The organism is Tabrizicola oligotrophica (assembly GCF_011008935.1).
GTDB lineage: Bacteria > Pseudomonadota > Alphaproteobacteria > Rhodobacterales > Rhodobacteraceae > Tabrizicola_A > Tabrizicola_A oligotrophica.
Genome location: NZ_JAAIVJ010000001.1, coordinates 264693 through 290341, shown reverse-complemented (window position 1 = coordinate 290341; position 25649 = coordinate 264693). Strand labels below are relative to the sequence as shown.

The following is a 25649-nucleotide window of genomic DNA, read 5'->3' as shown; positions in this document are numbered from 1 at the left end:
GCCTAGTCCCTGCCCTGTTTCGGTTTCGGCACCGGCCCGCCCTCGCGCGGCGTTCCGGGCCGGAACAGCTCGCGGAACATGCCCGGCGTCAGGATCGACAGCGGGTTGACGCCGACCTCGGGCGTGTCCGCCGTGCCTTCCAGCGTGTAGTTGAACCCGAAAACCCCCTCGCCGCGCTTGGTCAGGATCGCGCCGATGCCGTTCAGCAGATAGACCGGCGAGATCACCCCCTGCATCGCCAGTTGCCCGGTGGCCGAGGTGTAAAGCCCCGCCATCGACACGCCAAGGCTGGCGCCGGTGGCCGATCCGCGGCGCAGATCGACGAAATCCGGGGTCAGAAGGAAGTCGCCCTCCACTGCGTTGAACACCAGCCCCTGCCCGTTCAGCTGCTCCAGAAGCCCCACGACCGAAATCGCGTTCAAAAGCTCGGCCAGCACATTGGCGTTGCGCACCCGCACATTGGCGATGGTCAGCCGCCCGTCGTAATGCCCCGGCGTCTCGCGCGGGGTCAGCGTCATGTCCAGATCGCCGCCGCGCGCCGAGGCAAACAGCCCTGCCGCCGCGATGGTTGCGCCGCCGTCCTGCGATTGCAGCCGGACCGCCGTGCCATGGCGGCTGGGAACCACAGTGCCGTTGACTGCCGGCCCGCCGTTCATTGCCGCGGTGAAATCGCCGCTAAAACCGCCCGACAGGCCGAAGCGGCCGCGGAAATCGGTGAGCGCGATGGTCGAGGTCACGACAAGCCGGTCCAGCGCCAGCGTCAGCGGGCCGCTGCCCTGCCCGCTGGCGCTGCTGCCGCGCTCCTCGGCGCTGGGGATGCTGCGGATGTCGACCTCGCCGCCAGTGACGCCGATGGCCACCGGCTCGCCCGGCCCCCGGCCGGTGAATTCCACCGTTGCGTCCAGCCAGTCCTTCAGTGTCACCCGGTCGAACCGCGCCACGTCCAGCCCGCCGCCCGCCCGCAGTGCCACCTTGCCGGTGGCCTTCAGCCCCGCCGCCTCCAGCGCCAGCCGGTGGACGGCGGGAACCGCGCCCAGCGTTACTTCGGCCTCAAGCCGGCCCTTCGCGTCGCGCCCCTTGGTCCAGCCGACCTCGGGCAGCGTGAGGCCGATGCCCTGCAGATCGGACGTCAGCCGCAATTCGCCCGGTTCGCCCTTTTGCAGGTCGATCTCCACCGCCGCGCGGCCCTGCCCCGAAACCATGCCGGCGGGCAGGCCCAGACCGAATTCCTCGGCCGCCACCTGCGACAGCATCACATCGCCGCGAATGGTCGAGCGGCCCTTCTGGTCGGGGCCGAAGCCCTGGGCAAAGGTCACGTCGAACGGCACTGCGCCCAGATGCCCCTTGCCGGTGATCTCCAGCCCGTGCGGCGTCGCCGTCACATCCAGCGCCTCGGCGACGATCTCGCGCCCGGCCACCAGCTTGTCCGAGCGGAAGTCCAAGACCCGGCCCTTCACGTCATAGTTCACGTCGGCCAGCGCCACCTTCTTCTGCAACGGCAGCGTCAGCCGGGTTTCCACTTCGGCCCGGCCCTCGCCCAGATCGACCGGGCGGTCGGCCTTGGTCATGAAGTTGAAGGGTGGCAGGTTGAGCAGCGACAGTGTCGCCGTCAGGCTGGAGCGGGTGGACAGCCGGATCTCGGCGCGGGCGGGCTTGGCAGTCACGTCCGGCACGGCAAAGACCGAGCCGGCCACGTCGATCGCCCCGCCCTGCGGCGCCGTCACCTGCCCTTTGGTCATCACCATGGTATAGGTCAGGCCCTCGATGGTGGAATAGCCCTTGCCGCCCTGAACCGGCGGCAGAGTGGCCAGAAACCGCACGTCAGCCTTGTCGAAGGTATAGGACAGGTGCAGGCGCGGCTCGGCGCCGGGGGCGATCCGCAGCGCGGCCTTGATGTCCTGCAACGTGCCTTGCAGGATGTTCCTGCCGATCCAGTCGCGGGTTCTGGCCAAGAGCTTCTTCGGCCAGAGCGCCACCAGCTTGTCATGGGCAATCTCGTTCAGCGTCAGGTCCAGCGATGCGGCCCAGCCCTTGGCATCGGCGCCGACCCGGCCTTTCAGCACCAGCCGCCGCCCCTCCTCTGCCAAGGCGAGCTGCCCGATTTCCACCTGAAACGGATCAAGCCGCAGCCGGGCATCCAGCGCCCCGGACGAGAAATGCACCGGCGCCTCGAACATCCCCTCGGGGTCGATGCGCACGTCGTCAAAGCTGATCTGCGACACGAAGGCGGCCGGCAGCGCGCCGCTCAGCGGCCCGGTGATCCGCGCGCCGTCAGCGCCAATCAGGAAAGCCTGCCCGGTAGACGAAGCGCGCAGCGTCGGGCTTTCCACTTCAAACCGCGTCAGGCGCATCTCGCCGCTGTCGGGCTGGTAGGCCATGGCAAGGCTGGCCCGGTCAAAGACCACCGGCTGCGCCGCCTCGGTCGGGCGCAACGCGCCCTTGCCGATCTCCAGCGCGCCCTCCAGCGCCTCGACCCCGCGGTCGGTCAGGCCAACCGCAAGGCGGCCCGAAATCGGCGCCTCAAGGCTGGCCAGCGGCGCCATGAATGGCGCCTGCACCGCCAGATCGGCGGCGGCGATGTCGTTGAACTCCACCGACAGCCGGGCCTTCGACGCGCCCTTTTCCGACACGAGCTGCATCACCGCCCGGCCGGGCTGCGCCGCAGAGCCCTGGATCGACACTGCCAGCTCTGCCGCCAGCGCATCGGCGCGGTTCTCCACCCGCAGCCGGCCGTCGCCCAGTTCAAAGACGCGGCCCGAGCGCTTGTCGGTCAGCCGCAGGGTCAGCGCCTCGGCCTCGATCCGGGTCAGGCCGACAAGGCCGGGCGCGGCCAGCGCCCGATCGGCAAGGTCGAACAGATCGGCAAAGCGGTTGACCTGCGGCGAGAACCCGCCGTCGCCCATGGCGAAATCGACGCGCCCCGCACTGTCGCGCGTCATCGCCACCCGCGCCCCGGTGATCCGCAACGAGGCCACCCGCGCCTCGCCCTGCAAGAGCGCCCGGCCCTGCAGCGCCAGCCGCACCTCGGGCAGCGTCAGCAGCGCCTCGCCCCCCGCCTTCAGCACCCGCACATCCTCAAGCCGGAGACGGGGCACATAGTCTTCGTCCAGCGTCAGGTCCACCGCGCCAAGCGCCAGCGCCGCATCGGGAAGGCTGGGCGCCAGCGCCCGGTTGAGCCGGGCTTCCACCTCGGCCACCATCCAGACCGGCAACGGGATCGACCGCCCGATCAGGCTGTAGCCGCCAAGGATCAGCCCAAGCGCAAGGGCAAGGAACAACAGCCGCCAGCGCAGCCCGGTGCGCGAGCGCCGCCGGCGACCTGCGTCCCCGGCCCTCGACGGCTCGGCGGTCTGCGCGACGGCGGCAAGCTCTGCCGCTCCGCCCGCCGCCGGTTCCCCCTCTGTCGCGCCACCATCCATGCGCCGTGTCTGCCCTTTCAACCGCCCGCGTGCCGGGTCTTGCCCGTTTTGCCGGGCTTGCCTTTATCTTTGCCGAAAGGCAACTAGATCGCCAAGGGATTTGACCCGAAAGGCAAGGAGCCGCCCATGATCGTCGCCGGAACCCCCGCCCCCGATTTCACACTGCCCCGGGATGGCGGCGGCACTGTCACGCTGTCGGCCTTCCGCCCCGGCAAGGTGGTGCTGTATTTCTACCCCAAGGACGACACCCCCGGCTGCACGCTGGAATCGCAGGACTTCACCGCCCGCGCGGCCGCCTTTGCCGCCGCCGGCACGACGGTGATCGGGGTCTCGAAGGACAGCGTCAAGGCGCATGACAAGTTCTGCAAGAAGCACGGGCTTTCGGTGATACTGGCCTCGGACGAGGCCGGGCAGACCTGCGAGGATTACGGCGTCTGGCTTGAGAAAAGCATGTATGGCCGGACCTACATGGGCATCGAGCGTACGACGGTGCTGATCGACGGGACCGGGCGCGTGGCGCGGGTCTGGAACAAGGTGTCGGTGGCCGGCCACGCCGACGAGGTTCTGGCCGCCGCACAGGCCTTGCAGGGCTGATTGGCAGCATGCAGACGCTGGCAGAAATGGCGGTCGAGGTGCTGCGCTGCGCCGATGGCCGCGCCAAGACTGCGCTGTCGCACAGACACGCCGCCGCGTGGTTTGCGGCGCGCGCTTCGGGTCAGCCGCTGCCCATCGGCCGGGCCAGCCCGCCGGATTTCCCCGCCCGGCCCGCAAAGCCCGACCTGCTGCCGCCGCGCGACGTGCCGCGCCGCCGTCCCGGCTCGGCACAGGGCCGGATCGCGCTCTTGCACGCGGTGGCCCATATCGAGTTGAACGCGGTCGACCTGCACTGGGACATCCTTGCCCGCTTTACCGACCAGCCGATGCCCCTGGGCTTTTACGATGACTGGGTGAAGGCGGCGGATGAGGAATCGCGGCATTTCAACCTGATCTCGGACCGGCTGGAGGCGCTTGGCAGCCATTACGGCGCGCTGGCCGCCCATGCCGGCATGTGGAAGGCGGCCGAGGATACCGTCGCCGACCTGAAGGGCCGTCTCGCCGTCGTGCCGATGGTGCTGGAGGCGCGCGGGCTGGATGTGACGCCTGGCATGATCGAGGTATTCAGCCGCGCCGGCGACAGCGAAACCCGCGCCGCGCTGGAGGTGATCTATGCCGAGGAAGTCGGCCATGTCGCCTATGGCTCCAAATGGTTCAACTGGCTGTGCGGCCGCGAGGGGCTGGATCCGAAAGAGGCGTTCCATGATCTTGTACGTTTGTACTTTCATGGCGGATTGAAGCCGCCCTTCAACGAGGAAAAGCGCGCCGAGGCGGGCCTGCCGCCCGATTTCTACTGGCCGCTGGTCGAGGCACAGGCCCCGCGGGACTGACCCGGTCGGCAGAATTCTGCCGATCAGCGGCGGGATTGCGTCTGTCAGGGCCCGCCTTTCCGCAAATCTGTTGCAGGCTTGCCCCCTGCCCGCTAATCAGGACGGGCTTTTGCCAAGCCGCCATATCGGGCGGGCTTTCACCCCGCCCTTTCCATCAGTAACCGGAACCGTCCCTCGTGCTGACGCGCCTTGCCTATCGGACCCACCAGACGCTGGAACGGTATTTTCCCGAACAGCGGCTGTTCCTGAAATCCGACACGGAAACCCGCTTCATCCGGCTGCGCCCGGTGACGCAGGCGGTGGCCGTCGTGGTCGGCGGGCTGGCGTTGGCCTGGACCATTCTGGCCACTGCGATCCTGCTGTTCGATTCCATCTCGGCCGGCTCGTCGCGCGATCAGGTGCTGCGCCAGCAGGCACTTTATGAAGAGCGGATGAACGCCCTGTCCAAGGACCGCGACCTGCGCGCCGAAGAGGCCGCTTCGGCGCAGGAACGCTTCAATCTGGCGCTGGAACAGGTGGCCACCATGCAGGGCCGGCTTCTGGCCTCGGAGGACCGGCGGCGCGAACTGGAGACCGGCATCGACGTGATCCAGAACACGCTGCGCCACACCATCAAGGAACGCGACGAAGCCCGCGCCGATCTGGACAGCGCCACGCTGGCCAGCACCGAAGGCTCGGGCCGCAGCGAGGCAAGCCGCGCCGAGGATACCGTGGCGACGCTGGAATTCCTGGCCGCCAGCCTTGACGGCACCGCGAAAGAACGCGACCGCATGCAGGGCGTGGCCGACAAGGCGGCCGAGCGGACAGCGGCGATTGCCAAGGAAAAGCAAGAGCTTGAGCAGCGCAACAACGCCATCTTCGCCCAGCTGGAAGAGGCCCTGACCGTCTCGGTCGAGCCATTGGAAAAGATGTTCACCGAGGCGGGCATGAACCCCGAGGATCTGTTGAACTCGGTGCGCAAGGGCTATGGCGGCCAGGGCGGGCCGCTGACCCCGATCTCGCTGTCGAGCAAGGGCGCCCCCTCGGCGGAAGAGGTCCGCGCCAATGCGATTCTGGCCGGGCTGGACCAGATGAACCTGTACCGGCTCGCGGCCTTCAAGGCCCCCTTCGCCACCCCCATCACCTCGAAAGGCGTGCGCTGGACCTCAAGCTTTGGCCGCCGCGACGACCCGCTCGGGGCGGGCTCGCGGATGCATGAGGGCACCGACATCGCCGGCCCCTACGGCACGCCGATCTATTCCACTGCCGACGGGGTCGTGACCCATGCCGGCTGGGCCTCGGGCTATGGCCGTCTGGTCAAGATCCAGCACGCTTTCGGCATCGAAACCCGCTATGGCCATCTCGCCCAGATCCGCGTTTCCGTGGGACAAAAAGTATCGCGCGGCGACCAGATCGGTGATATGGGCAACTCAGGCCGGTCCACCGGCACGCATCTTCACTACGAGGTCAGGATCGGCGGCGATGCTGTCAATCCGATGACGTTCATAAAGGCAGCGAAAAATGTTTTCTAAGAGCCGCATCAACGAACCCGGCCCCGCAAAAGCGGGCGATGCCGACAAGCCCAAAGCCCCGGAGGCCCCTGTGACCAAACCCTCGATGGATTTCACCCCGGCGGCGCCGAAGGGCAAGGTGGCTGCATCTGTACTGTCGTCCGACCTGACTGTGGTCGGCAACCTGCGCACCACCGGCGACATTCAGGTCGAAGGCACCGTCGAAGGCGACATCCGCGCCCATCTTCTGACCGTCGGCGAAACCGCCACCATCCGCGGCGAGATCGTCGCCGATGACATCGTGGTCAACGGCCGCGTCATCGGCCGCGTCCGCGGCTTGAAGGTGCGCCTGACCTCGACCGCCAAGGTCGAAGGCGACATCATCCACAAGACCATCGCCATCGAATCCGGCGCGCATTTCGAAGGCTCGGTGCAGCGTCAGGATGACCCGTTGTCGACCGGCCGCGCCCCGGTGGCGCCGTCGCGCATCGCCTCCCCCGGCCCGGCGGCCGGCGAAGAGCCCTGATTCAGCGCGCCCTTGCGGCAGACGGCGGGCACCCGACCACAGGTCGCGGTGCCCGTTTGCATCTCAGGCCTCCCAGGCGATTGCCCGGCGATAGAGGTGCCAGGTCGCGTGGCCCAGAATCGGCAGCACCGCCAGCAGGCCAAGGAAACCCGGCAGCATTCCCAGAAACAGCAGCGCCCCGATCAGCGCGCCCCAGCCCAGCATGACGACAGGGCTTTGCTTCACCACGTCGAGCGAGGTCAGCATGGCGGTGACGAAATCCACCTCGCGCTCCAGCAGCATGGGCAGGCTGACCACAGTCAGGCTGAACAAGAGCGTCGAGAACACCGCGCCGACTGCCGTGCCGACGGTCAGCATCGCCAGCCCCTCGGGCGAGGTGAAGACCGTCAGCGAGGAGGAAATATTGGTCAGCGTCGCCTGGCCCAGAAACAGCGCGAAGATCATGTGCGACAGGAAATTCCAGAACAGGAAGAACACCACGATCACGGCGGCCATCGAGGGGATCTGCCGGTCCTTCTGACTGAAGATCACCGAGACCACCCCGCGCCAGTCCAGCCCTTCGCCCGCCTCCAGCCGCCGCGACACCTCGTAAAGCCCGCAGGCGATGAAGGGGCCGAGGATGGGAAAACCGGCGGCGGCGGGCAAGGTCCACCAGATCTGCCCCTTGGCCATCACTGCCCAAGTGACCAGCCAACCGCCGACGACGTAGAAACCGGCGAAGAACAGCCCGTACTGCGGGGCCTTCAGGAAGTCGCGCCAGCCGGCGGCAAGGGCGGCGCGGATGTCCTCGACTTCGACCTGCAGAACCTCTGGCCGGTCCGCCTCTTGCACGCGCATTGCCATCCTCCCGAGCTTTTGGCAAAGCCTATGCGGGAGATGCAGCTTTCCGAAAGATGTATTTTTGCCAAAGCTTTGCCAGGCTCTCGTCGGGCTCCTCCGGCTTCTCCCCGGCCCGGCGCGAGGAGCGTCGCAGACGACGACGAGTGCGCGGTCAGTCTTCGGCAGTGGCCTCGGCCCGGCCCATGCCATGCACGCCAAGCGCCAGCGTCGCGGCCATGAAGCGGTCAAGATCGCCGTCCAGCACGCCGCCGGTGTCGCTGGTCTCGACCCCGGTGCGCAGGTCTTTCACCATCTGATAGGGCTGCAGCACATAAGAGCGGATCTGGTTGCCCCAGCCGGCATCGCCCTTGGATTCATGCGCCTCGTTGATCGCGGCATTCCGCTTGTCCAGTTCCAGCTGGTAAAGCCGCGATTTCAGCGCCTGCATGGCGATGTCGCGGTTCTGGTGCTGCGATTTCAAGGACGAGGTCACCACGATGCCGGTCGGAAAGTGGGTGATCCGCACGGCCGAGTCGGTCTTGTTGACGTGCTGGCCACCGGCGCCGGACGAGCGATAGGTGTCGATGCGGATGTCCTTGTCCTGCACCTCGATCTCGATGTTGTCATCCACCACCGGATAGACCCAGACCGACGAGAACGACGTATGCCGCCGCGCCGCCGAGTCATAGGGCGAGATGCGCACCAGCCGATGCACGCCGGATTCCGATTTCAGCCAGCCATAGGCGTTATGCCCGGAAATCTTGTAGGCGACGGACCGGATGCCCGCCTCGTCACCTGCGGTTTCCGACTGCATTTCAACGGTATAGCCCTTCTTCTCGGCCCAGCGGACATACATCCGCGCCAGCATCGAGGCCCAGTCGCAGCTTTCGGTGCCGCCGGCGCCGGCGTTGATTTCAAGGTAGGTGTCATTGCCGTCGGCCTCGCCGTCGAGCAGCGCCTCCAGCTCTTTCTGGGCGGCGGTCTCGACCAGTGCCTTGATCGCGGCTTCGGCCTCCGCGACCACCTCGGCATCGCCCTCCATCTCGCCCAGCTCGATCAGCTCGACATTGTCGCGCAATCCGCCGTCGATCAGCTTGTAGGCCTTGACCGCGTCCATCAGACCCTGACGTTCCTTCATCAGCTTCTGCGCCTTGGCCGGATCGTTCCACAGGTTCGGATCTTCGATCAGCGCGTCAAATTCCTCCAGCCGGTGCGGCGCGGTTTCCCAGTCCAGCCGCTGCGCCAGAAGCTTCAGCGACTTTTCGATCTGGTCCACATGGTTTTGAACTTCGGCGCGCATGACGGATTCTTTCGGGGTTCAGGCAGATTTCGCGGCCTGCGTGATAGCGCGGGCCAAGCCGCTCGGCAAGCGCGCTGCGCGGGCGGTGGATCAGGCGGTCAGTAAAGACCGCCTGAAGACAGGGTGCCGAAATTGGCCTTCTTCGGCACGGCCTTTTGCTGGCCGTCCGAGGTGGTCAGCGTGTCCACCAGCTCGCCGTCGGTTTCCCCCGCCGCAAAGAGCGGCAGGTTCGCCCCCATGGCAAAGCCGCCGTCGACCAGCGCGTCGAGGCCAAAGATCACCTCCTCGCCCTCGCGGAAGTATTCCGAGATCACATTGGCCCCGGTGGCATTGGCCGGCAGCTTGGCGCCGGTGAAGCGGTCGATCTTCTGGAAATAGCCGCCCGAGGGCACGTCGAACTCGGTGCCACCGTATTTCGCGACCACTTCCTTCATGAACTCCTGAAAGATCGGAACGCAAAGCGTGCCGCCATAGGCCCCTTCGCCCAACGAACGCGGCTGGTCAAAGCCCATGTAGCAGCCCGCCACCACTTCGGAGGTGTAGCCGATGAACCAGACGTCCTTGGCATCGTTGGTGGTGCCGGTCTTGCCTGCCACCGGAACCGGCAGCTTGACGCCGGTGCCCGAGCCGCGCTGGATCACCCCCTCCATCATCGAGGTCAGCTGATAGGCGGTGATCGCGTCCATCACCCGCTCGCGGTCGGACTTGATCGTCACGCCGCGGCCTTCCGGCAGCGTGGGCTGGCTGCAATCCTTGCAGTTGCGCTGGTCGTGGCGATAGATCGTCTTGCCGAAACGGTCCTGTACCCGGTCGACCAGCGTCGGCTCCACCCGTTCGCCGCCATTGGCGAACATGGCATAGGCCGCCACCATCTTGAACAGCGTCGATTCCTGCGCGCCAAGCGCATTGGCAAGGAAGGGGTTCATGTTTTCATAGACCCCGAAGCGTTCGGCATAGCTGGCCACGAGATCCATGCCGATCTCCTGCCCGATGCGGACGGTCATCAGGTTGCGGCTCTGCTCGATGCCGGTGCGCAGGGGCGTCGGGCCGTAGAACTTGTTCGAGGCGTTCTTCGGCGTCCACAGCCCTTCGGGGGTTTCGATCTCGATCGGGGCGTCGACGACGATGGTCGCGGGGGTAAAGCCCGAATCCAGCGCCGCGGCATAGACGAAGGGCTTGAAGCTCGACCCCGGCTGCCGCGTCGCCTGCGTCGCGCGGTTGAACACCGAGGACTGATAGCTGAAGCCGCCCTGCATGGCGATGACGCGGCCGGTCTCCACGTCCATCGCCATCAGCCCGCCCTGCACTTCCGGCACCTGCCGCAAGGACCAGCGCTGGAAACTGCCATCCTCGTCGCTGGTCACGGCGCGGACCATGACCACATCGCCCACGGAAATCAGATCGGCCGGAACGCGGGCCTTCTTGGCCAGCTTGCCATCGGCCAGGCGCTTCCTCGCCCAGGTCACATCCTCGGCCGGGATCACCGGATCATGGCCCTCAAGATCGCCCTCGGCGCCGAAACGGGCAGTCTCCTCACCCAGTTCCAGAATCACCGCGGCATGCCAGCCCTCGACATCGCGCGGCAGGTCGGCCACCTCGGCCAGCGCCGCCCGCCAGTCCTCTTCGCTCCCCAGTTTCTCGATGGCGATGGTCTTGCCCGTGCCGCGCCAGACCCCCTGCCCGCGGTCATATTTCTCCAAGCCCCGGCGCAAGGCGCGGGCGGCGATGGCCTGCAACTCCGGCTCCATGGTGGCGCGGATCGACAGGCCCCCGCCGAAGAATTCCTCCTCGCCGAAAGTGCCGGAAAGCTGGCGGCGGATCTCGTCGGTGAAATAGCCGCGCGGCGGCAGCGCCTCGCGGAAGGCCGGGTAATCGCCGTTCTGCACCGATTTCAGCGGCTGGTCCTTTTCGGCAGTATAGGTCGCCTCGTCGAGATAGCCGTTCTGCCACATCTCGCGCAGCACATAGTTGCGCCGCTCCAGAAGCCGCTCCTTGCCGCGCACCGGATGAAATTCGCCCGGCGCCTTGGGCAGCGCGGCCAGTGTCGCCGCCTCATGCGGGGCAAGCGCGGTCAGCGGCTTGTTGAAATAGGTCTGGGCGGCGGCGGCGACGCCATAGCTGTTCTGGCCCAGAAAGATCTCGTTCAGGTAAAGTTCAAGGATCTTGTCCTTCGACAGCGTCTCCTCCAGCCGGGTCGCCAGAATGATCTCCTTGATCTTGCGCTCGACCGAGCGCGAGCCATCGAGCAGGAAGTTCTTCATCACCTGCTGGGTGATGGTCGAGGCCCCCCGCACATTGGCGCCGCGCGAAATGATCGCATCGCGGAAGGCCGCGAAGATGCTGGTGACGTCATAGCCCTTGTGGCTGTAGAAATGCTTGTCCTCGGCCGAAACGAAGGCCTGTTTCACCAGCTCCGGGATATCCTCGGTCGGCACGAACAGCCGGCGCTCATGGGCAAATTCGTCGATGATCCGGCCCTCGCCGGAATAGATCCGGCTGATCGTCGGCGGGGTGTATTGCGCAAGGCTCTCATGGCTCGGCAGGTCGGCGGAATAGATGTAGAAGATGCCACCGATCGTCAGGGCTCCGAACAGAAGCCCCATGGTCAGCAATGTGAAGATGGCCCCGAAAAAAGAGCCGACAAACCGTATCACGCTGAAACCCCCGCGCTCGCCTGCGCACTCTATAGGCGCGCGATGCGCAAAGGTCAAAACACGTTGCCGCGGGAATTGCCGGATGCGCGCCCGATTGCCGCCGTCAGTTGCCGCCTGCGCCAAGACTGCGGATCGCCACCTCTTCCTCGGCCCAGGACAGGATGCCCTGCCGCAAGGCTTCGGCCATGCTGGCCCGCCACGCCGGATCGTTCAGCCGCGCCAGATCGCCTTCTGACGACAGGAAGCCAAGTTCCACCAGCATCGAGGGAATGTCGGGGGATTTCAGCACCGAAAACCCCGCCGTCTGATGCGGGATGCGGTGCATCTTCAGATCCGCCGCCTTGATCGCCGTCTCCAGCCGCGCCGCCAGCCGGTCGAGTTTCGGCGTCGTCTCGGCCCGCGCCATGTCCATCAGCACGGTGGCCACCAGATCGTCCTGCGCCGTCAGGTCGACGCCGGCCAGCAGATCGTCACGGTCATGCCGCTCGGCCAGCGCTTCCGAGGCCGCATCCGAGGCCTCCTCGGACAGGGTGTAAAGCGTCGCCCCCACCGCTTCGCCCTCGGCCAGGGCATCGGCGTGGAACGACAGGAACAGATCCGCCGCCGCCGCCCGTGCGATGGAAACCCGGGTCTCCAGCGGCACGAAATGATCGCTGTCGCGCGTCATCACCACCTGAAACCGGCCGTCGCGCAGCAAAAGCTCCTTGAACTCGCGCGCGAAGGTCAGCATCAGCGCCGCCTCACTCTGCCCGTCGCGCTCGGCGCCGGGGTCGATGCCACCATGGCCGGGGTCGATCACCACCACCAGCTTGCCCGCAACCCGCTCCGGCACTGCCGCCAGATCGCGGACCTCCGGCATGGCCCAGCCCGGCGGCTCGGGCTGCGCCGCGGTGGCCCGGAAGGCCGCCTCGCCCGTCGGGTCCAGCCGCAGCACAAGCCTTGTGTCAGGCTCGGTCGACATCTCGGCCAGGGTCAAGGCCATCGGCCCCGAAAGATCCAGCACCAGCCGCGACCAGCCGGGACGGAACACCCCGGCCCTGAGCCCCGTCACATGCCGCGATCCGCGCAGCAGCGCCGCCACCCCGGTCCAGTCCACCTCCTGCACATCCAGCACCATCCGCGGCGGGCTATCGCGGAACCCCACCCGCCACGGCACCGGCTGCGACAGCGAGAACCGGATTTCCACCCCGCCGCCCTGATCGCTGATCGCCGATTCCGCCGGCTCCAGCCGCGCCAGCGCCGACAGATCCTGCGCCGCCGCTGCAAGCGGCAGTCCCAGCAGGAGGCCAAGAAGAACTGCGGCAAGCCCTTTCATACTGGCACAAATATCCAAATTCCCCGGCCCGCGCAAATCACCGCCCCGTCATGTAGAGGCGCAGCCGCTCCAGCCCCTCGGCAATATCGGCCGGGCTGCGGGCATAGGAAAACCGCAAGGTCCGCGCGCCGCGCCGCGGATCGAAGTCCAGCCCCGGCGTTACCGCCACCCCGGCGCCATGCAGGATGTCGCGGGCAAATTGCAGGCTGTCGGTGGTCAGCTCCGAGACATCGGCATAGACATAAAAGGCGCCATCCGGCGGCGCGATGCGGGTGAAACCGGCCTTCGGCAGCCCCTCCAGCATCAGGCGGCGGTTCTCGGCATAGGTGGCGCGGTTGGCTTCCATCTCGCCTTCGCAGTCCAGCGCCGCCAGCGCGGCGACCTGCGCCACATGCGGTGGGCAGATGAACAGGTTCTGCGCCAGCCGCTCGACGGTGCGGATGTGATCCTCGGGCACCACCATCCAGCCCACCCGCCAGCCGGTCATGCTGAAATACTTGGAGAACGAGTTGATGACATAGGCCTCGTCGCTGATCTCCAGTGCCGAGACCGCGCGGGCGCCGTAATGCAGCCCGTGATAGATCTCGTCCGAGATGAAGGAGATCCCGCGGGCTGCGACATGGTCGATCAGCGCCTTCAGCGCCGCGTGGTCCAGCATGGTGCCGGTCGGATTGCCGGGCGAGGCCACGATCAGCCCCTGCATGTCGATGCCGTCCAGATCGGCCGGCACCGGCTGCAGGCGGTTCTCGTCGCGTGTCGGGATGCCCACCGGCTCTAGGCTCAGCGCCCGCAGGATCTGGCGGTAGCTCGGATAGCCCGGCTCGCCCAGGGCCACCCGGTCGCCGGCGTCGAACAGCGCCGAGAAGGCCAGCAAGAACGCCCCCGAGGAGCCGGCGGTCACGATCACCCGGTCGGGGTTCAGATCGACGCCATACCAGCGCCGGTAAAGCGCCGCGATGCCCCGGCGCAGCTCGGGCAGGCCCAGCGACACGGTATAGCCCAAGGGCTGGTCCAGCGCCGCCGCCACCGCCGCCCTTGCGCCGGCCGGCGCCGGCGTGCCGGGCTGGCCCACCTCCATATGGATGATCCGCCGCCCCGCTGCCTCCAGACAGCGGGCCTCCTCCACCATGTCCATCACAATGAAGGGATCAACCTGCCCCCGCCTTGATCTTTGCATCGCCTGCCCCTTAAAGTCCGCGCCCATGAACCCCAAGCCGGGCCTGATGGTCAAGCCCGCGCTCCAGAAGGATCGCCCGATGCGCCGCTTGCCCGTTGTCCTTGCCGCCTGCCTTCTGGGCACCTCCGCCCTTGCCGGGGGCCTTGGCGAGATGACCGAGGCCGAGCGCGCCGCCTTCCGCGAAGAGGTCAAGGCCTATCTCTTGGAAAACCCCGAAGTGCTGGTCGAGGCGATGAACGTGCTGCAAGGCCGCGAGGATCAGGCCGCCGCCAACCGCGATCTGGAAATGCTGGCGGCCAACAAGGACGCCATCTTCAACGACGCGGCCAGCTATGTCGGCGGCAACCCCGAGGGCGACATCACGGTGGTCGAGTTCGTCGACTATCGCTGCGGCTATTGCCGCAAGGCGCATGACGAGGTGGCCGAACTGGTGAAATCCGACGGCAACATCCGTTTCGTGCTGAAGGAGTTCCCGATCCTTGGCGAGGACTCGGTGATCTCCTCGCAATTTGCGATTTCCGTGCTGCAACTGCATGGCGCCGAGCCCTACAAGCAGGTGCATGACGCGCTCATCACCCTGCGCGGCAGCCCGGACGAGGCCACGCTGACCCGGCTCGCCGGCGATCTCGGCCTTGACCCGGCCCCGCTTTTCGAACGGATGAAATCGCCCGAGGTGCAGGCGGTGATCGAGGCCAATCACGCGCTGGCCACCACCATGGAAATCTCCGGCACGCCGACCTTTGTCGTCGATCAGACCATGGTGCGCGGCTATGTGCCGCTTGACGGCATGCGCCAGATCGTCGCCGGCCAGCGCGGCTGAGGTTCAGTCACAGGGACGGCTGCACAGGTTCTCGCACGGGATGCCATCGTTGTCGCCGTCACGTTTTGACTGGCCGCATTGCTGCAGCTTGTAACAGGCCTCCTCGCACGAGCCGAGCGCCTTGCAGGAAACATCGGCGCAATCCCAAGCCTGTGCGGTCTCGATACGGGGGGATTGCGGCAAATCTTCCGCCTGACTCAAGCCCGTCAGGGCAAACAGCAGGATCCACATGGCACATTGGCTCCGGAAAGGCGGCGTTAACCTTTCTTAACGCTTTCGACTGCCGTCGTCCTTGCCTTTTCCGCCAGAGCCTTGGCGATATTGAAGGCGCCCTTGATGCGGTCGCCCTCCGATTTCATCTCGCCCATCAGCACCACCTTGTTGCCCTGCACCTTGGCCGCCGGCCCCTGGTCGCGCAGGAATTCCACCAGCCCGGCCGGGTTGGCGAACTTGTCGTTGTGGAACTGCAGCGTTGCCCCCTTCGGTCCGGCGTCGATCCGGCTGATCCCGGCGCGCTTGCACATCGCCTTGATCCGCACGATCAGCATCAGGGTGTTGACCTCTTTCGGAATGGCGCCGAACCGGTCGATCAGCTCGGCGGCAAAGCCCTCCAGCTCCACCTTGGTCGCCAGAGACGACAGCCGGCGGTAAAGGCCAAGCCGGATGTCGAGGTCGGGGATATAGTCCTCGGGGATCATCACCGGCACGCCGAGGTTGATCTGCGGCGACCAGCCGTCATCGACCTGCGCCAGCCCCTGCAACTCGCCCGATTTGATCTTGGCAATCGTCTCCTCCAGCATCTGCTGGTAAAGCTCGTAGCCGACTTCCTTGATGTGGCCGGATTGTTCCTCGCCCAGAAGGTTCCCCGCCCCGCGCAGGTCAAGGTCATGGCTGGCAAGGTTGAACCCGGCGCCGAGGCTGTCGAGCGAGGCCAGAAGCTTCAGCCGCTTCATCGCCTGCGGCGTCAGGGGCGCGCGCGGTTTTGTCGTGAGATAACAATAGGCCCGGGTTTTCGCCCGGCCGACGCGGCCGCGAATCTGGTACAATTGTCCAAGGCCGAACATGTCAGCGCGATGCACGATCATGGTGTTGGCGGTCGGAATGTCGAGGCCGGATTCGACAATCGTCGTTGCCAAGAGCACATCATATTTGCCGTCGTAGAACTGGTTCATCCGGTCGTCGAGATCGCCCGCCGCCAGTTGCCCATGGGCGGTGATAAACCTCACCTCCGGCACATGGGTTTTCAGCCAGTCCTCGATTTCCGCGAGATCGGAAATCCGCGGCACCACCCAGAAGCTTTGCCCGCCCCGGTAATGTTCGCGGAGCAGCGCCTCGCGCAGGGTGACAGAGTCGAATTCCGAGACATAGGTGCGGATCGCCAGACGATCGACCGGCGGGGTGGCGATTATCGACAGGTCGCGCACCCCGGTCAGGCTGAGTTGCAGGGTGCGCGGAATCGGCGTGGCGGTCAGCGTCAGCACATGGATGTCGGAGCGCAACTCTTTCAGCCGCTCCTTGTGGGTGACGCCGAAATGCTGCTCCTCGTCGATCACCATCAGCCCGAGGTTCTTCAGCTTCACCCCCTTGGCGAGCAAGGCATGGGTGCCGACGACGATATCCACCGTCCCCGCCGCCATCATCTCGCGGGTCTGGGCGGCCTCCTTGGCGCTGACAAAGCGGCTGAGCGGGCGCACCGAGATCGGGAAGCCCCGGAAGCGTTCGGCAAAGCTGCGGTAATGCTGGCGCGCGAGCAGCGTCGTCGGGCAGATCACCGCCACCTGCATGCCCGAGAGCGCGGCGACAAAGGCCGCGCGCATGGCGACCTCGGTCTTGCCAAAGCCGACATCGCCCACCACCAGCCGGTCCATCGGGCTGCCCTTTTCAAGGTCCGCCACCACATCGGCAATTGCCGTCAGCTGGTCGTCGGTCTCCTGATAGGGGAAGCGGGCGGCGAAGGCCTCCCACAGCGAATGCGGCGCCTCCAGAATGGGCGCATGGCGCAGGGCGCGCTCGGCGGCAATCCGCATCAGCCGGTCGGCGATTTCCTTGATGCGTTCCTTGAGCTTGGCCTTCTTGGCCTGCCAGGCCCCGCCACCCAGCCGGTCCAGAAGCCCTTCCTCATGGCCATAGCGGCTGAGAAGCTCGATGTTTTCAACGGGCAGGTAAAGCTTTGCCCCTTCGGCATATTCCAAGGACACGCAGGCATGCGGTGCGCCAAGCGCGGTGATGGTCTCCAGCCCCAGATAGCGGCCGACGCCATGTTCGACATGTACCACCAGATCGCCGGGGCTGAGGCTTTCGGCATCGCGCAGGAAATTCTCGGCCTTGCGCTTGCGTTTGGGTTTGGCCGCCAGACGGTCGCCCAGCACATCCTGTTCCGAGATCACCGCCAGTCCCGGCGCGGTGAATCCCGCCTCCAGCGCCCAGACCATCAGGAACAGTTTGCCCTTGCCGTCGGGGACGTCGCGGAAGTCCTTGACCAAGGCCGCGCCCTTCAGGCCCTGATCTTCCAAGAGCCCCTGCAAGCGTTCCCGCGCCCCTTCCGACCAGGAGGCGATGACCACCTGCCCGCCTTGAAGCAATGTGCGAACATGATCCGACAAGGCCCCGAAAAGGCTGATGTTTTCCTGCTGCCGCTCGGGCGCGAAACTGCGGCCCAGCCGCGCCCCGGCGTCCAGCACCCCCGGCCCCGGCGATTGCGGCAGCGGCGAAAGCTGCACCACCTTCTGCGCCGCCGTCGCGGCAGCCCATGCCGCATCGTCGAGATAGAGCAGGCCGGGCGCCACCGGCTTGTAGACCGTATCGAGCCGGCCCTTGGCACGCATCGCCTCCAGCCGGGCGTCATACTGGTCCTCGATCCCTTCCCAGCGCGCCAGCCGCGCGGGCGTCACCTGATCGTCCACCATGACGGCGGCGGCGGGCAGATAGTCGAACAGGGTTTCCAGCCGCTCGTGGAAGAAGGGTAGCCAATGCTCCATCCCGGCATGCTTGCGGCCCGCCGACACCGCTTCATAGAGCGGATCGTCCGACCCCGCCGCGCCGAACTCGCTGCGGTAATTCTGCCGGAACCGGGTGATCGAGGCCTCGTCCAGAATGACCTCGGACATCGGCGCAAGGTCGATCGCCGTCAGCTTTTCGGTGGTGCGCTGGCTGACCGGATCGAAGCGGCGCAACCCGTCGAGCGTGTCGCCGAAAAAGTCCAGCCGCACCGGCCCGCTGATCCCCGGCGGCCAGATGTCGACGATGCCGCCGCGAATGGCATAATCGCCCGGCTCGGCCACGGTCGAGACTGGCGAGAACCCCATGCGGGCAAGAAACGCCTTCAGGTGCTTTTCATCGACCCGGGTGCCGACCCGCGCGGAAAACGACGCGCCGCGGATCACTTCGGCCGCCGGCAGGCGCTGCATGGCGCCGCCGAGCGTGGTCAGCAGCACGAAAGGCCCCGGCACGCCCTGCGCCAGCGCCGCCAGCGTCGCCATGCGGCGGGCGGAAAGCTCGGGGTTCGGGGAAATCCGATCAAAGGGCAGGCAGTCCCAGGCCGGCAGGTCCAGCACCAGAAGGCCGGGCGCCATGACGGCGAGCGCCGCCCGCATCGCCTCCATCCGCTTGTCGTCGCGGGCGATGTGGATCACCGGGCCGGTCGCCGCCTCGCGCGCCACGAGACGGGCATCGAATCCCTCGGGCGCCCCGCCAAGAATGAACCGCGCCCCTGCCATGGCTCAGCCCAGAACCCCGATATGCATGTTCTGATACATGCCAAAAAGCGAGGTGACGAAGATCGACACCATACCCAGCACCTGCGTCGCCACCCGATGCCGGAGCAGGCGGCGGTGCAAGAGATCGCCCCGCCCCTCGCCCGCCTCGATCAGGATGGCGCTGCGCAGGGACAGCGCCATCAGCAGCGAAAACGGCAGGTAGAGAAACAGCACGGCCTGGGCGAATTCGATGTCATAGACGAAACCGAGCAGCAGCAGCATCGTGGCGACCAGCGCCCAGATCGCCACCAGCCAGGATCCGGCCGCGCGGGTGATATACAGCATCCGCCCCGTGTTGATCCGCACCATGGTTTCCAGATCTTCCTGCGCTGCGCCGCCGTGACGCTTGGCGCGGCTGATCATGTCGAAGGGCACGCCCAGCACCCAATGGCTTGCCGTGGACCACAGCACAGCCAGAACGATCCAATACCACAGGTTCGAAAACGACCGCATGTCGATCAGTTCGAAGATGACGTTGTACCAGTCCACCGGAACCCAGGCCTCTTGCAACAGACGCGCCCAAATGTCCGCTTGAGGCGCTGGCATTTCCATGGCAGGCAAGGCAGGCATTCGCAAGCCTTTTCCGCCCGCAGACCCAGCCGCCCGAGGACCCCATGCAGCCTGTCGCCGCCCCTTCCCACCGCTTTCGCCGGCTGAAACGCTCGGTTGCCCTGCGCTCGATGGTGCAGGAGAACACGTTGTCGCTGGGCGATCTGATCTGGCCGGTGTTCCTGTGCGACGGGGTGAATACCCGCCAGCCGGTGGCCTCGATGCCGGGGGTGGAGCGGCTGTCGCTGGATCAGGTGGTCAAGGCCGCCGAGGAGGCCGCCGGCCTTGGCATTCCGGCGATCTGCCTCTTTCCCTACACCGACCCCTCGGTCAAGACCGTGGGCTGCGAAGAGGCGTGGAATCCCGACAACCTGACCAACCGGGCGATCCGGGCGATCAAGGCCGCCGTGCCCGAGATTGCGGTGATGACTGATGTTGCGCTTGATCCCTACAACGCGCTTGGCCATGACGGGCTGGTGGTCGACGGGGTGATCCTGAACGACGAGACCGTCGAGGCGCTGGTGAAGATGGCGCTGGTGCAGGCCGAGGCGGGGGCCGACATTCTGGGCCCCTCCGACATGATGGATGGCCGCATCGGTGCAATGCGGGCGGCGCTGGAAGGCGCCGGGCATCAGGGGGTGGCGATCCTCAGCTATGCCGCGAAATACGCCAGCGCCTTTTATGGCCCGTTCCGCGATGCAGTGGGGGCGACGGGGGCGCTCAAGGGCGACAAGAAGACCTATCAGATGAACCCGGCCAATGCCGAAGAGGCGCTGCGACTGGTCGAGCGCGACCTGCGCGAGGGCGCCGACATGGTGATGGTCAAGCCCGGCATGCCCTATCTCGACATCTGCCGGCGCGTGAAGGACGCCTTCGGCGCGCCCACTTTCGCCTATCAGGTCTCGGGCGAATACGCGATGATCATGGCCGCGGCGCAGAACGGCTGGATCGACGGCGACAAGGCGATGATCGAAAGCCTGATGGCCTTCAAACGCGCTGGCTGTGACGGCGTGCTGACCTATTTCGCCCCGCGCGCCGCAAGGATGATCCGGGCGGGGTTGTGACGGCGCAGGCGACTTCCCGCGCGAGGGCATCGCGGCGCGTGACAGCGCCCGGCTTCGCCGCTAAGCTGCGGTGAAACGGGGAAGATACCCCGACATGAGGCGGAGCGAGAAGATGACCCAGATTTCCAGACGGACGGTTTTGGCGCTTGGCGGCGCGGGCCTGCTTTCGGCCTGCAATGGCGCGCTGATGGGCAATGGCGTGGGCTCCAACGGGGCAGCGCAGATTGATGCCCGCGTCGAGGCGACCAAGTCCTACCTGTTCGGCAATTACCCCGGCACCCGCGATCTGGCGCAAAAGGCGATGGGCGTGCTGTACATGCCGCTGCTGACCGAGGCCGGCTTCGGCATCGGCGGCGGCTATGGCCGGGGCGCGTTGCAGGTCGGTGGTGCGACGGTGGATTACTATGCCGCCACCCGCGCCACGATCGGTTTCCAGATCGGGGCGCAGCAATATGCCCATGCGCTGTTCTTCATGACCGACGCCGCCTTGCAGGAGTTCCGCCGGGCCAGCGGCTGGGCCGCCTCGGCCGACATCCGCTATGCCACCCCGCAGGAGGGCGGCTCGATCGGCAAGGAAACCACCGAGCTTGACCCGGTGATCGGCCTGATCTTCGGCCAGCAGGGGTTGATTGCCGGGGCCTCGCTGGCCGGCGTGAAATACAGCCGCATCATCCCGTAGACCGGGCATCGGCCCGGCAGGATCGCACCAACGGCTCGCTAGATCACCTCGGCCAGCGTTTTGCGGCCGGTTGCCAGATCGGCCAGAACCGCGGCGTGAACCTCGAGCGCGTCGATCACCGGAAAGCCGGGGTCGCGGCCGTCGAAGGCCAGCAAAAGGTCCGTTCCGGCCAGCGCCACCGCCTCGGCTCCGCGCCGCATCATGGCGCGGCCGGCGGCAAACAGCCGCTCCCGCGTCGGGTCATCGCAGCGCCCCGCGACGGCCATGTCCTGATAGGCCGTGCCGACTGCCACGGGATCATCGGGCAGCACAAGGTCGCAGCGGCGCATCTGGCCGAACAGCCGGCTCTGCATCGCCCGCGCCGTGCCCAGAATCCCGACCCGGGCGTAGCCCTGCCCGGCGCAGAAATCATCGAGCGGCTTGATCGCCGACAGGAGCGGCAGCGGGCTGAGCGCGCGCGTCTCCTCCCAGCAGAAATGCGGGCCGATGGCGGTGATCGAGGCGACCTCGGCCCCGGCGCGGTGCAGCCGCTCCAGCAGGCCGGCAAAGACCTGCGCCTGCTCCTGCGCCCGCCCGGCGAGGTTGTTGGCCAGCACCTCGCGGATATTGGCCTCGACCATGGTCAGCTCCAGCACCGAGCCGCGGTCGGCGGCGGCCTGAGTCAGGCGCTGGTAATAGACCACGCTCGCGGCAGGCCCAAGGCCGGTGATGAGGCCCAGATGCACCGGGCTAACGCAGCCGACGGATCAGGCTTGACGTGTCATTGCGCCCGCCGCCCATCAGCTGCACATCCTTGTAGAACTGGTCGATCAGCGCCGTCGCCGGTAGCGCCGCGCCGATCTGGTCGGCGGTTTCAAGGCAGATCTTCAGATCCTTGCGCATCCAGTCCACCGCAAAGCCGAAGTCGAACTTGTCCTCCAGCATGGTCTTGTGGCGGTTGGCCATCTGCCAGCTTCCCGCCGCGCCTTGGCTGATCACCTCGACCACCGCCGCGCCGTCAAGCCCGGCCTTCTGGCCAAAGGCCAAGGCTTCGGACAGGCCCTGCATCAGACCGGCGATGCAGATCTGGTTCATCATCTTGGCCAGTTGCCCGGCCCCGCTGTCGCCGATGCGGCGGCAGATCCGGGCATAGGCGGCCATCACCGGCTCGGCTGCGGCATATTGCGCCTCCGGCCCGCCGCACATGATCGACAGAACGCCATTCTCGGCCCCCGCCTGCCCGCCCGACACCGGCGCATCGACAAAGCCGAAGCCCATGGCGCCGGCCACTTCGGCCAGCTCGCGCGTCACCTGCGCCGAGACCGTGGTGTGATCGACAAAGACCGCGCCCGGCTCCATGCCGGCAAAGGCCCCGTCCGGCCCAAGGCAGACCGAGCGCAGATCGTCGTCATTGCCGACGCAGGCCATCACGAATTCGGCCCCTGCCGCCGCTTCGCGCGGAGTGGGCGCCGACGCGCCGCCATGCTGGGCGACCCAGGCTGCGGCCTTGGCAGGCGAGCGGTTGTAGACCGTAAGCGCATGGCCCTTGGCCGCCAGATGCCGCGCCATGGGAAAGCCCATCACGCCCAAGCCAAGAAACGCCAGCTTCGCCATTTTCCGCCCCATCCGATTGCCGATTGCGCACCGATGCACTAGGACTGCATCCGGTTCCTGCCGTCAAGAACGCCGCTCAAGGATGTCCCTCATGTTGACCGCTTTTCGCTGGATGGTGCGGATCGTTACCGGCCTTGTCGTTCTGACGCTGCTGCTCGGCTGGATGACCTATTACATCCTGTCGCGCTCGTTGCCCGACTACAACGAAAGCTTCGAGATCGCCGGGCTGACTGCCCCGGTCGAGGTCGTGCGCAACAATGCCAATGTGCCGCATATCTTCGGCAAGTCGGAGGCGGATGTGTTCTTTGCCCTTGGCTTTGTCCATGCCCAGGACCGGCTCTGGCAGATGACGATGCTGCGGCGCACGGCGCAGGGCAAGCTTTCTGAAATCTTCGGCGAGCGCACGGTGAAGATCGACGAGCTCTTGCGCCGGCTCGACATCTACACGCTGGCGCTGCAGTCGGTCGAGGCGCAGGACGCGCGCACCAGGGCAGTGCTGGAGGCCTATGCAGCCGGGGTGAACGCCTGGATCGGCCAGGTGAACGCCGGCGCGCGCGGACGCGGGGCGCCCGAGTTCTTCCTGTTCTCGCGCGAGATTTCCGCCTGGTCGCCGGCCGATTCCATCGCGATCATCAAGCTGATGGCACTGGACCTGTCGGCGCATCTGGAGACCGAGGTCGAACGCGCGCAACTGTCGCAGATCCTTGCGCCAGAGCGGCTTGCCGACCTTCTGGCCGACGACCCGACCCAAGGGGTCATGGCGCTGCCGCCCTATGCCAGCCTGATGCCCGGACCCTTCCCGGCCGCGGCGCAGCAGAAGATGGCCTATCTCGACACCCCCCTGTCGCCCTTCCATTCCCGCGCCTTTGCCGGGGCCTCGAACGCCTTTGCCGCCCTGCCCTCGCGCTCGGCGGCCGGCGGCAGCCTTCTGGCCAATGACCCGCATCTGGGCCTGACCGCGCCCTCGATCTGGTATCTGGCGCGGCTGGACCTGCCCTCGGGCGGCATCATCGGCGGCACGATTCCCGGCATGCCGCTGATGCTGGTGGGCCGGTCCGACAAGCTCGGGTGGGGGCTGACCTCCTCTTATGTCGACGATCAGGATGTGGTGATGGAGCGGGTGAACCCGGAAAACCCCGAGGAATACCTGACGCCCGACGGCCCGAAGCCCTTCCGCACCGAGCAGACCATCCTCACGGTGAAGGATGCAGCACCGGTGACGATCACCCAGCGCTGGAGCGAAAGCGGCCCGATCCTGCCGGGCAGCCATTACGATCTGGCCAGCGTGACGCCGCCCGGCAGTGTCGCGGCGCTGGAATGGACTGCGCTGTCGCCCGCCGACACCTCGATGATGGCGGGGCTCAGGCTGATGACCTCCCAGACCGTCGAGGAGGCGATGGAGGCCGGGCGGCTTTACATCGCGCCCAGCCAGAACCTGACGCTGGCCGATGGCAAGACCATCGCGCTTCAGACCATCGGCGCCATTCCGGCGCGCGATGCCGCGCATGTGACGAAGGGCCGGATGCCCGCGCCGGGATGGGAGGGCAAGAACCGCTGGACAGGCGTGCAACCCTATGAGCAAAACCCGCGCGAGGTGAACCCGGCAAGCGGCATCATCGGCAACACCAACAACAAGACGGTGGACCGGCCCTTCCCGAACCATGTCTCCTATGACTGGGGCGATACCCAGCGCATCCAGCGCTGGCTGTCCTTGATGCAGGCGCGCGAGGTGCATACCCGCGACAGCTTCATCGAGGCGCAGCTTGACACCGTCTCGCCGACCGCCCGCAACATCCTGCCGCTCATTGGCGCCGATCTGTGGTTCACCGGCGAACCGGCGCCGGAAGGCACGCCGGAACGGCTGCGCCAGCGCGCGCTGACGCTGCTGGCCGAATGGAACGGCGAGATGAACGAGCACATGCCCGAACCCTTGATCGCCGAGGCCTGGCTGCGCAGCCTGCAGGACCGGCTGGCGCGCGACGAGATCGGCCCCCTTGCCGATGGCTTCACCCATCCCGAGCCCTTGTTCATCGAGCGGGTCTACCGCAATGTCGGCGGCGCCTCGGTCTGGTGCGACGTGATCCAGTCGGCGGCGGTCGAGACCTGCACCGACATCGCCCGCATCGCGCTGGACGAGGCGCTCTTGGGGTTGGTGGAAACCTACGGCCCCAAACTGGAAAGCTGGCGCTGGGGCGACGCGCATCAGGCCACCCATGACCACCCGGTTCTGGGCGAGGTTTCGGGTCTTCGCTATTTCGTCAACATCCGGCAATCGACCAGCGGCGGCGACACGACGCTGATGCGCGGCCGCACCAAGGGCGACGGGCCGAACCCCTATCTCAACGTCCATGCCGGAGCTTATCGCGGCGTCTATGACTTTGCCGATCCCGACAGTTCGGTGTTCGTCATTTCCACCGGCCAGTCGGGCCATCCGCTGAGCCGGTTCTACGACGACATGTCCGAGCTTTGGCGGCGCGGCGAGTATATCCCGATGAGCCTTGACCCCGAACTGGCACGCGGCGGCGCAGTCGGCATCACCACCCTGACGCCGGCGCCATGACCCGGCTTGTCACGCCCCGTCTGACCCTGCGCAAGCCGCGGCCTACGGACGCCGCGGCGCTGCATCTGGCGATGCGCGAGCCTGCCGCAATGCGCTACTGGGCGCATCCCGAACATGCGGTGCTGGCAGAGACCGAGGCCTTTGTCGCCAAGATGATCGCGGCGGATCAGGCGGGCGGCGACGAGTTCGTGATCGAACATCAGGGTGCGGTGATCGGCAAGGCCGGGATGTGGCGGCGCTGGGAGATCGGATTTCTTCTGCACCCCGACCACTGGGGCAAGGGGCTGGCCCGCGAGGCGCTGGGCGCGCTGATTGCCCATCTTTTCGCGGCCCATGACACCGACCATCTGACGGTAGAGGTTGATCCGCGCAACGCGGCGTCGCTGGGGCTGCTAGCGCGGATGGGGTTTCGCGAAACCCATCGGGCTGAACGCACGCTGCAATGGCGCGAGGAATGGTGCGACAGCGTCTATGTGCGGCTTGGCAGGGAGACGGCCTGACGCCC

General features: G+C 66.7%; 20 protein-coding genes. 9 read left to right on the top strand and 11 right to left on the bottom strand.

Annotated elements, in window-relative coordinates; all coding sequences use genetic code 11:
* Nucleotides 1–2 precede the first annotated feature (2 nt).
* On the bottom strand, nt 3–3419 hold the full coding sequence (locus G4Z14_RS01385; RefSeq protein WP_164622963.1) for a YhdP family protein: 3417 nt from the start codon (nt 3417–3419) through the stop codon (nt 3–5).
* A 126-nt stretch (nt 3420–3545) separates the two neighbouring features.
* Between G4Z14_RS01385 and G4Z14_RS01380 the strand changes: the two genes are divergently transcribed.
* The 4 genes from G4Z14_RS01380 to G4Z14_RS01365 all read left to right on the top strand — a co-directional run bounded on the left by G4Z14_RS01380 (nt 3546) and on the right by G4Z14_RS01365 (nt 6859).
* Entirely contained in the window at nt 3546–4013 is a 468-nt protein-coding gene (locus tag G4Z14_RS01380; RefSeq protein WP_164622962.1) for a peroxiredoxin, read from the top strand.
* Between the two features lie 8 nt (nt 4014–4021).
* On the top strand, nt 4022–4843 hold the full coding sequence (locus tag G4Z14_RS01375; RefSeq protein ID WP_164622961.1) for a ferritin-like domain-containing protein: 822 nt from the start codon (nt 4022–4024) through the stop codon (nt 4841–4843).
* Nucleotides 4844–5019: 176 nt separating this feature from the next.
* The gene (locus G4Z14_RS01370; protein WP_164622960.1) at nt 5020–6354 is read left to right on the top strand and encodes a DUF5930 domain-containing protein; all 1335 of its coding nucleotides are present in this window, start codon (nt 5020–5022) and stop codon (nt 6352–6354) included.
* Entirely contained in the window at nt 6344–6859 is a 516-nt protein-coding gene (locus G4Z14_RS01365) for a bactofilin family protein (protein WP_164622959.1), read from the top strand. Before G4Z14_RS01370 ends, G4Z14_RS01365 begins: the two co-directional genes overlap by 11 nt.
* Nucleotides 6860–6922: 63 nt before the next feature.
* Here G4Z14_RS01365 and G4Z14_RS01360 read toward each other — a convergent pair whose 3' ends face one another.
* From G4Z14_RS01360 to G4Z14_RS01340, 5 genes are all read right to left on the bottom strand, one after another.
* Entirely contained in the window at nt 6923–7702 is a 780-nt protein-coding gene (locus G4Z14_RS01360; protein ID WP_164622958.1) for a DUF2189 domain-containing protein, read from the bottom strand.
* A 148-nt stretch (nt 7703–7850) separates the two neighbouring features.
* Entirely contained in the window at nt 7851–8978 is a 1128-nt protein-coding gene (prfB, locus tag G4Z14_RS01355) for a peptide chain release factor 2 (RefSeq protein ID WP_164622957.1), read from the bottom strand.
* A gap of 98 nt (nt 8979–9076) precedes the next feature.
* Nucleotides 9077–11632, bottom strand: a complete 2556-nt coding sequence (locus G4Z14_RS01350) for a penicillin-binding protein 1A (RefSeq protein ID WP_164622956.1) — start codon at nt 11630–11632, stop codon at nt 9077–9079.
* A gap of 103 nt (nt 11633–11735) precedes the next feature.
* Complete coding sequence (locus G4Z14_RS01345; protein WP_164622955.1) at nt 11736–12947, bottom strand: N-acetylmuramoyl-L-alanine amidase; 1212 nt, start codon at nt 12945–12947, stop codon at nt 11736–11738.
* A gap of 37 nt (nt 12948–12984) precedes the next feature.
* Complete coding sequence (locus tag G4Z14_RS01340; RefSeq protein WP_164622954.1) at nt 12985–14124, bottom strand: pyridoxal phosphate-dependent aminotransferase; 1140 nt, start codon at nt 14122–14124, stop codon at nt 12985–12987.
* Between the two features lie 79 nt (nt 14125–14203).
* Here G4Z14_RS01340 and G4Z14_RS01335 point away from each other — a divergent pair, with 79 nt between their 5' ends.
* A complete protein-coding gene (locus tag G4Z14_RS01335; protein ID WP_164622953.1) occupies nt 14204–14944 on the top strand; it encodes a DsbA family protein in 741 nt (246 codons plus the stop codon).
* A gap of 3 nt (nt 14945–14947) precedes the next feature.
* Here the strand turns inward: G4Z14_RS01335 and G4Z14_RS01330 are convergent, their stop codons facing one another.
* The 3 genes from G4Z14_RS01330 to G4Z14_RS01320 are packed head-to-tail and all read right to left on the bottom strand — an operon-like array spanning nt 14948 to nt 19245.
* A complete protein-coding gene (locus G4Z14_RS01330) occupies nt 14948–15175 on the bottom strand; it encodes an excalibur calcium-binding domain-containing protein (RefSeq protein ID WP_164622952.1) in 228 nt (75 codons plus the stop codon).
* A 26-nt stretch (nt 15176–15201) separates the two neighbouring features.
* Nucleotides 15202–18660 (bottom strand): transcription-repair coupling factor, encoded by a 3459-nt coding sequence (mfd, locus tag G4Z14_RS01325; RefSeq protein WP_164622951.1) that lies wholly within the window; start codon nt 18658–18660, stop codon nt 15202–15204.
* Nucleotides 18661–18663: 3 nt separating this feature from the next.
* Nucleotides 18664–19245, bottom strand: a complete 582-nt coding sequence (locus tag G4Z14_RS01320; protein ID WP_227751460.1) for a component of SufBCD complex — start codon at nt 19243–19245, stop codon at nt 18664–18666.
* Nucleotides 19246–19313: 68 nt separating this feature from the next.
* Here G4Z14_RS01320 and hemB point away from each other — a divergent pair, with 68 nt between their 5' ends.
* Together hemB and G4Z14_RS01310 are read left to right on the top strand one after the other, a co-directional pair.
* Nucleotides 19314–20312 (top strand): porphobilinogen synthase, encoded by a 999-nt coding sequence (gene hemB, locus G4Z14_RS01315; protein WP_164622950.1) that lies wholly within the window; start codon nt 19314–19316, stop codon nt 20310–20312.
* A 112-nt stretch (nt 20313–20424) separates the two neighbouring features.
* Nucleotides 20425–20991 (top strand): lipid-binding SYLF domain-containing protein, encoded by a 567-nt coding sequence (locus G4Z14_RS01310; RefSeq protein WP_164622949.1) that lies wholly within the window; start codon nt 20425–20427, stop codon nt 20989–20991.
* Nucleotides 20992–21029: 38 nt separating this feature from the next.
* Here G4Z14_RS01310 and G4Z14_RS01305 read toward each other — a convergent pair whose 3' ends face one another.
* Together G4Z14_RS01305 and G4Z14_RS01300 are read right to left on the bottom strand one after the other, a co-directional pair.
* Nucleotides 21030–21716 carry an aspartate/glutamate racemase family protein gene (locus G4Z14_RS01305; RefSeq protein WP_164622948.1) on the bottom strand — a complete coding sequence of 229 codons (687 nt, stop codon included), beginning with the start codon at nt 21714–21716 and terminating at the stop codon, nt 21030–21032.
* Nucleotides 21717–21720: 4 nt separating this feature from the next.
* On the bottom strand, nt 21721–22584 hold the full coding sequence (locus G4Z14_RS01300; protein WP_164622947.1) for an NAD(P)-dependent oxidoreductase: 864 nt from the start codon (nt 22582–22584) through the stop codon (nt 21721–21723).
* Nucleotides 22585–22675: 91 nt separating this feature from the next.
* On the opposite strand from G4Z14_RS01300, the gene G4Z14_RS01295 reads away from it, so the two are divergent.
* Nucleotides 22676–25144, top strand: coding sequence for a penicillin acylase family protein (locus tag G4Z14_RS01295; RefSeq protein WP_164622946.1), 2469 nt, complete (start codon nt 22676–22678; stop codon nt 25142–25144).
* Nucleotides 25141–25644 carry a GNAT family N-acetyltransferase gene (locus tag G4Z14_RS01290; protein ID WP_164622945.1) on the top strand — a complete coding sequence of 168 codons (504 nt, stop codon included), beginning with the start codon at nt 25141–25143 and terminating at the stop codon, nt 25642–25644. Before G4Z14_RS01295 ends, G4Z14_RS01290 begins: the two co-directional genes overlap by 4 nt.
* Nucleotides 25645–25649: the final 5 nt, after the last annotated feature.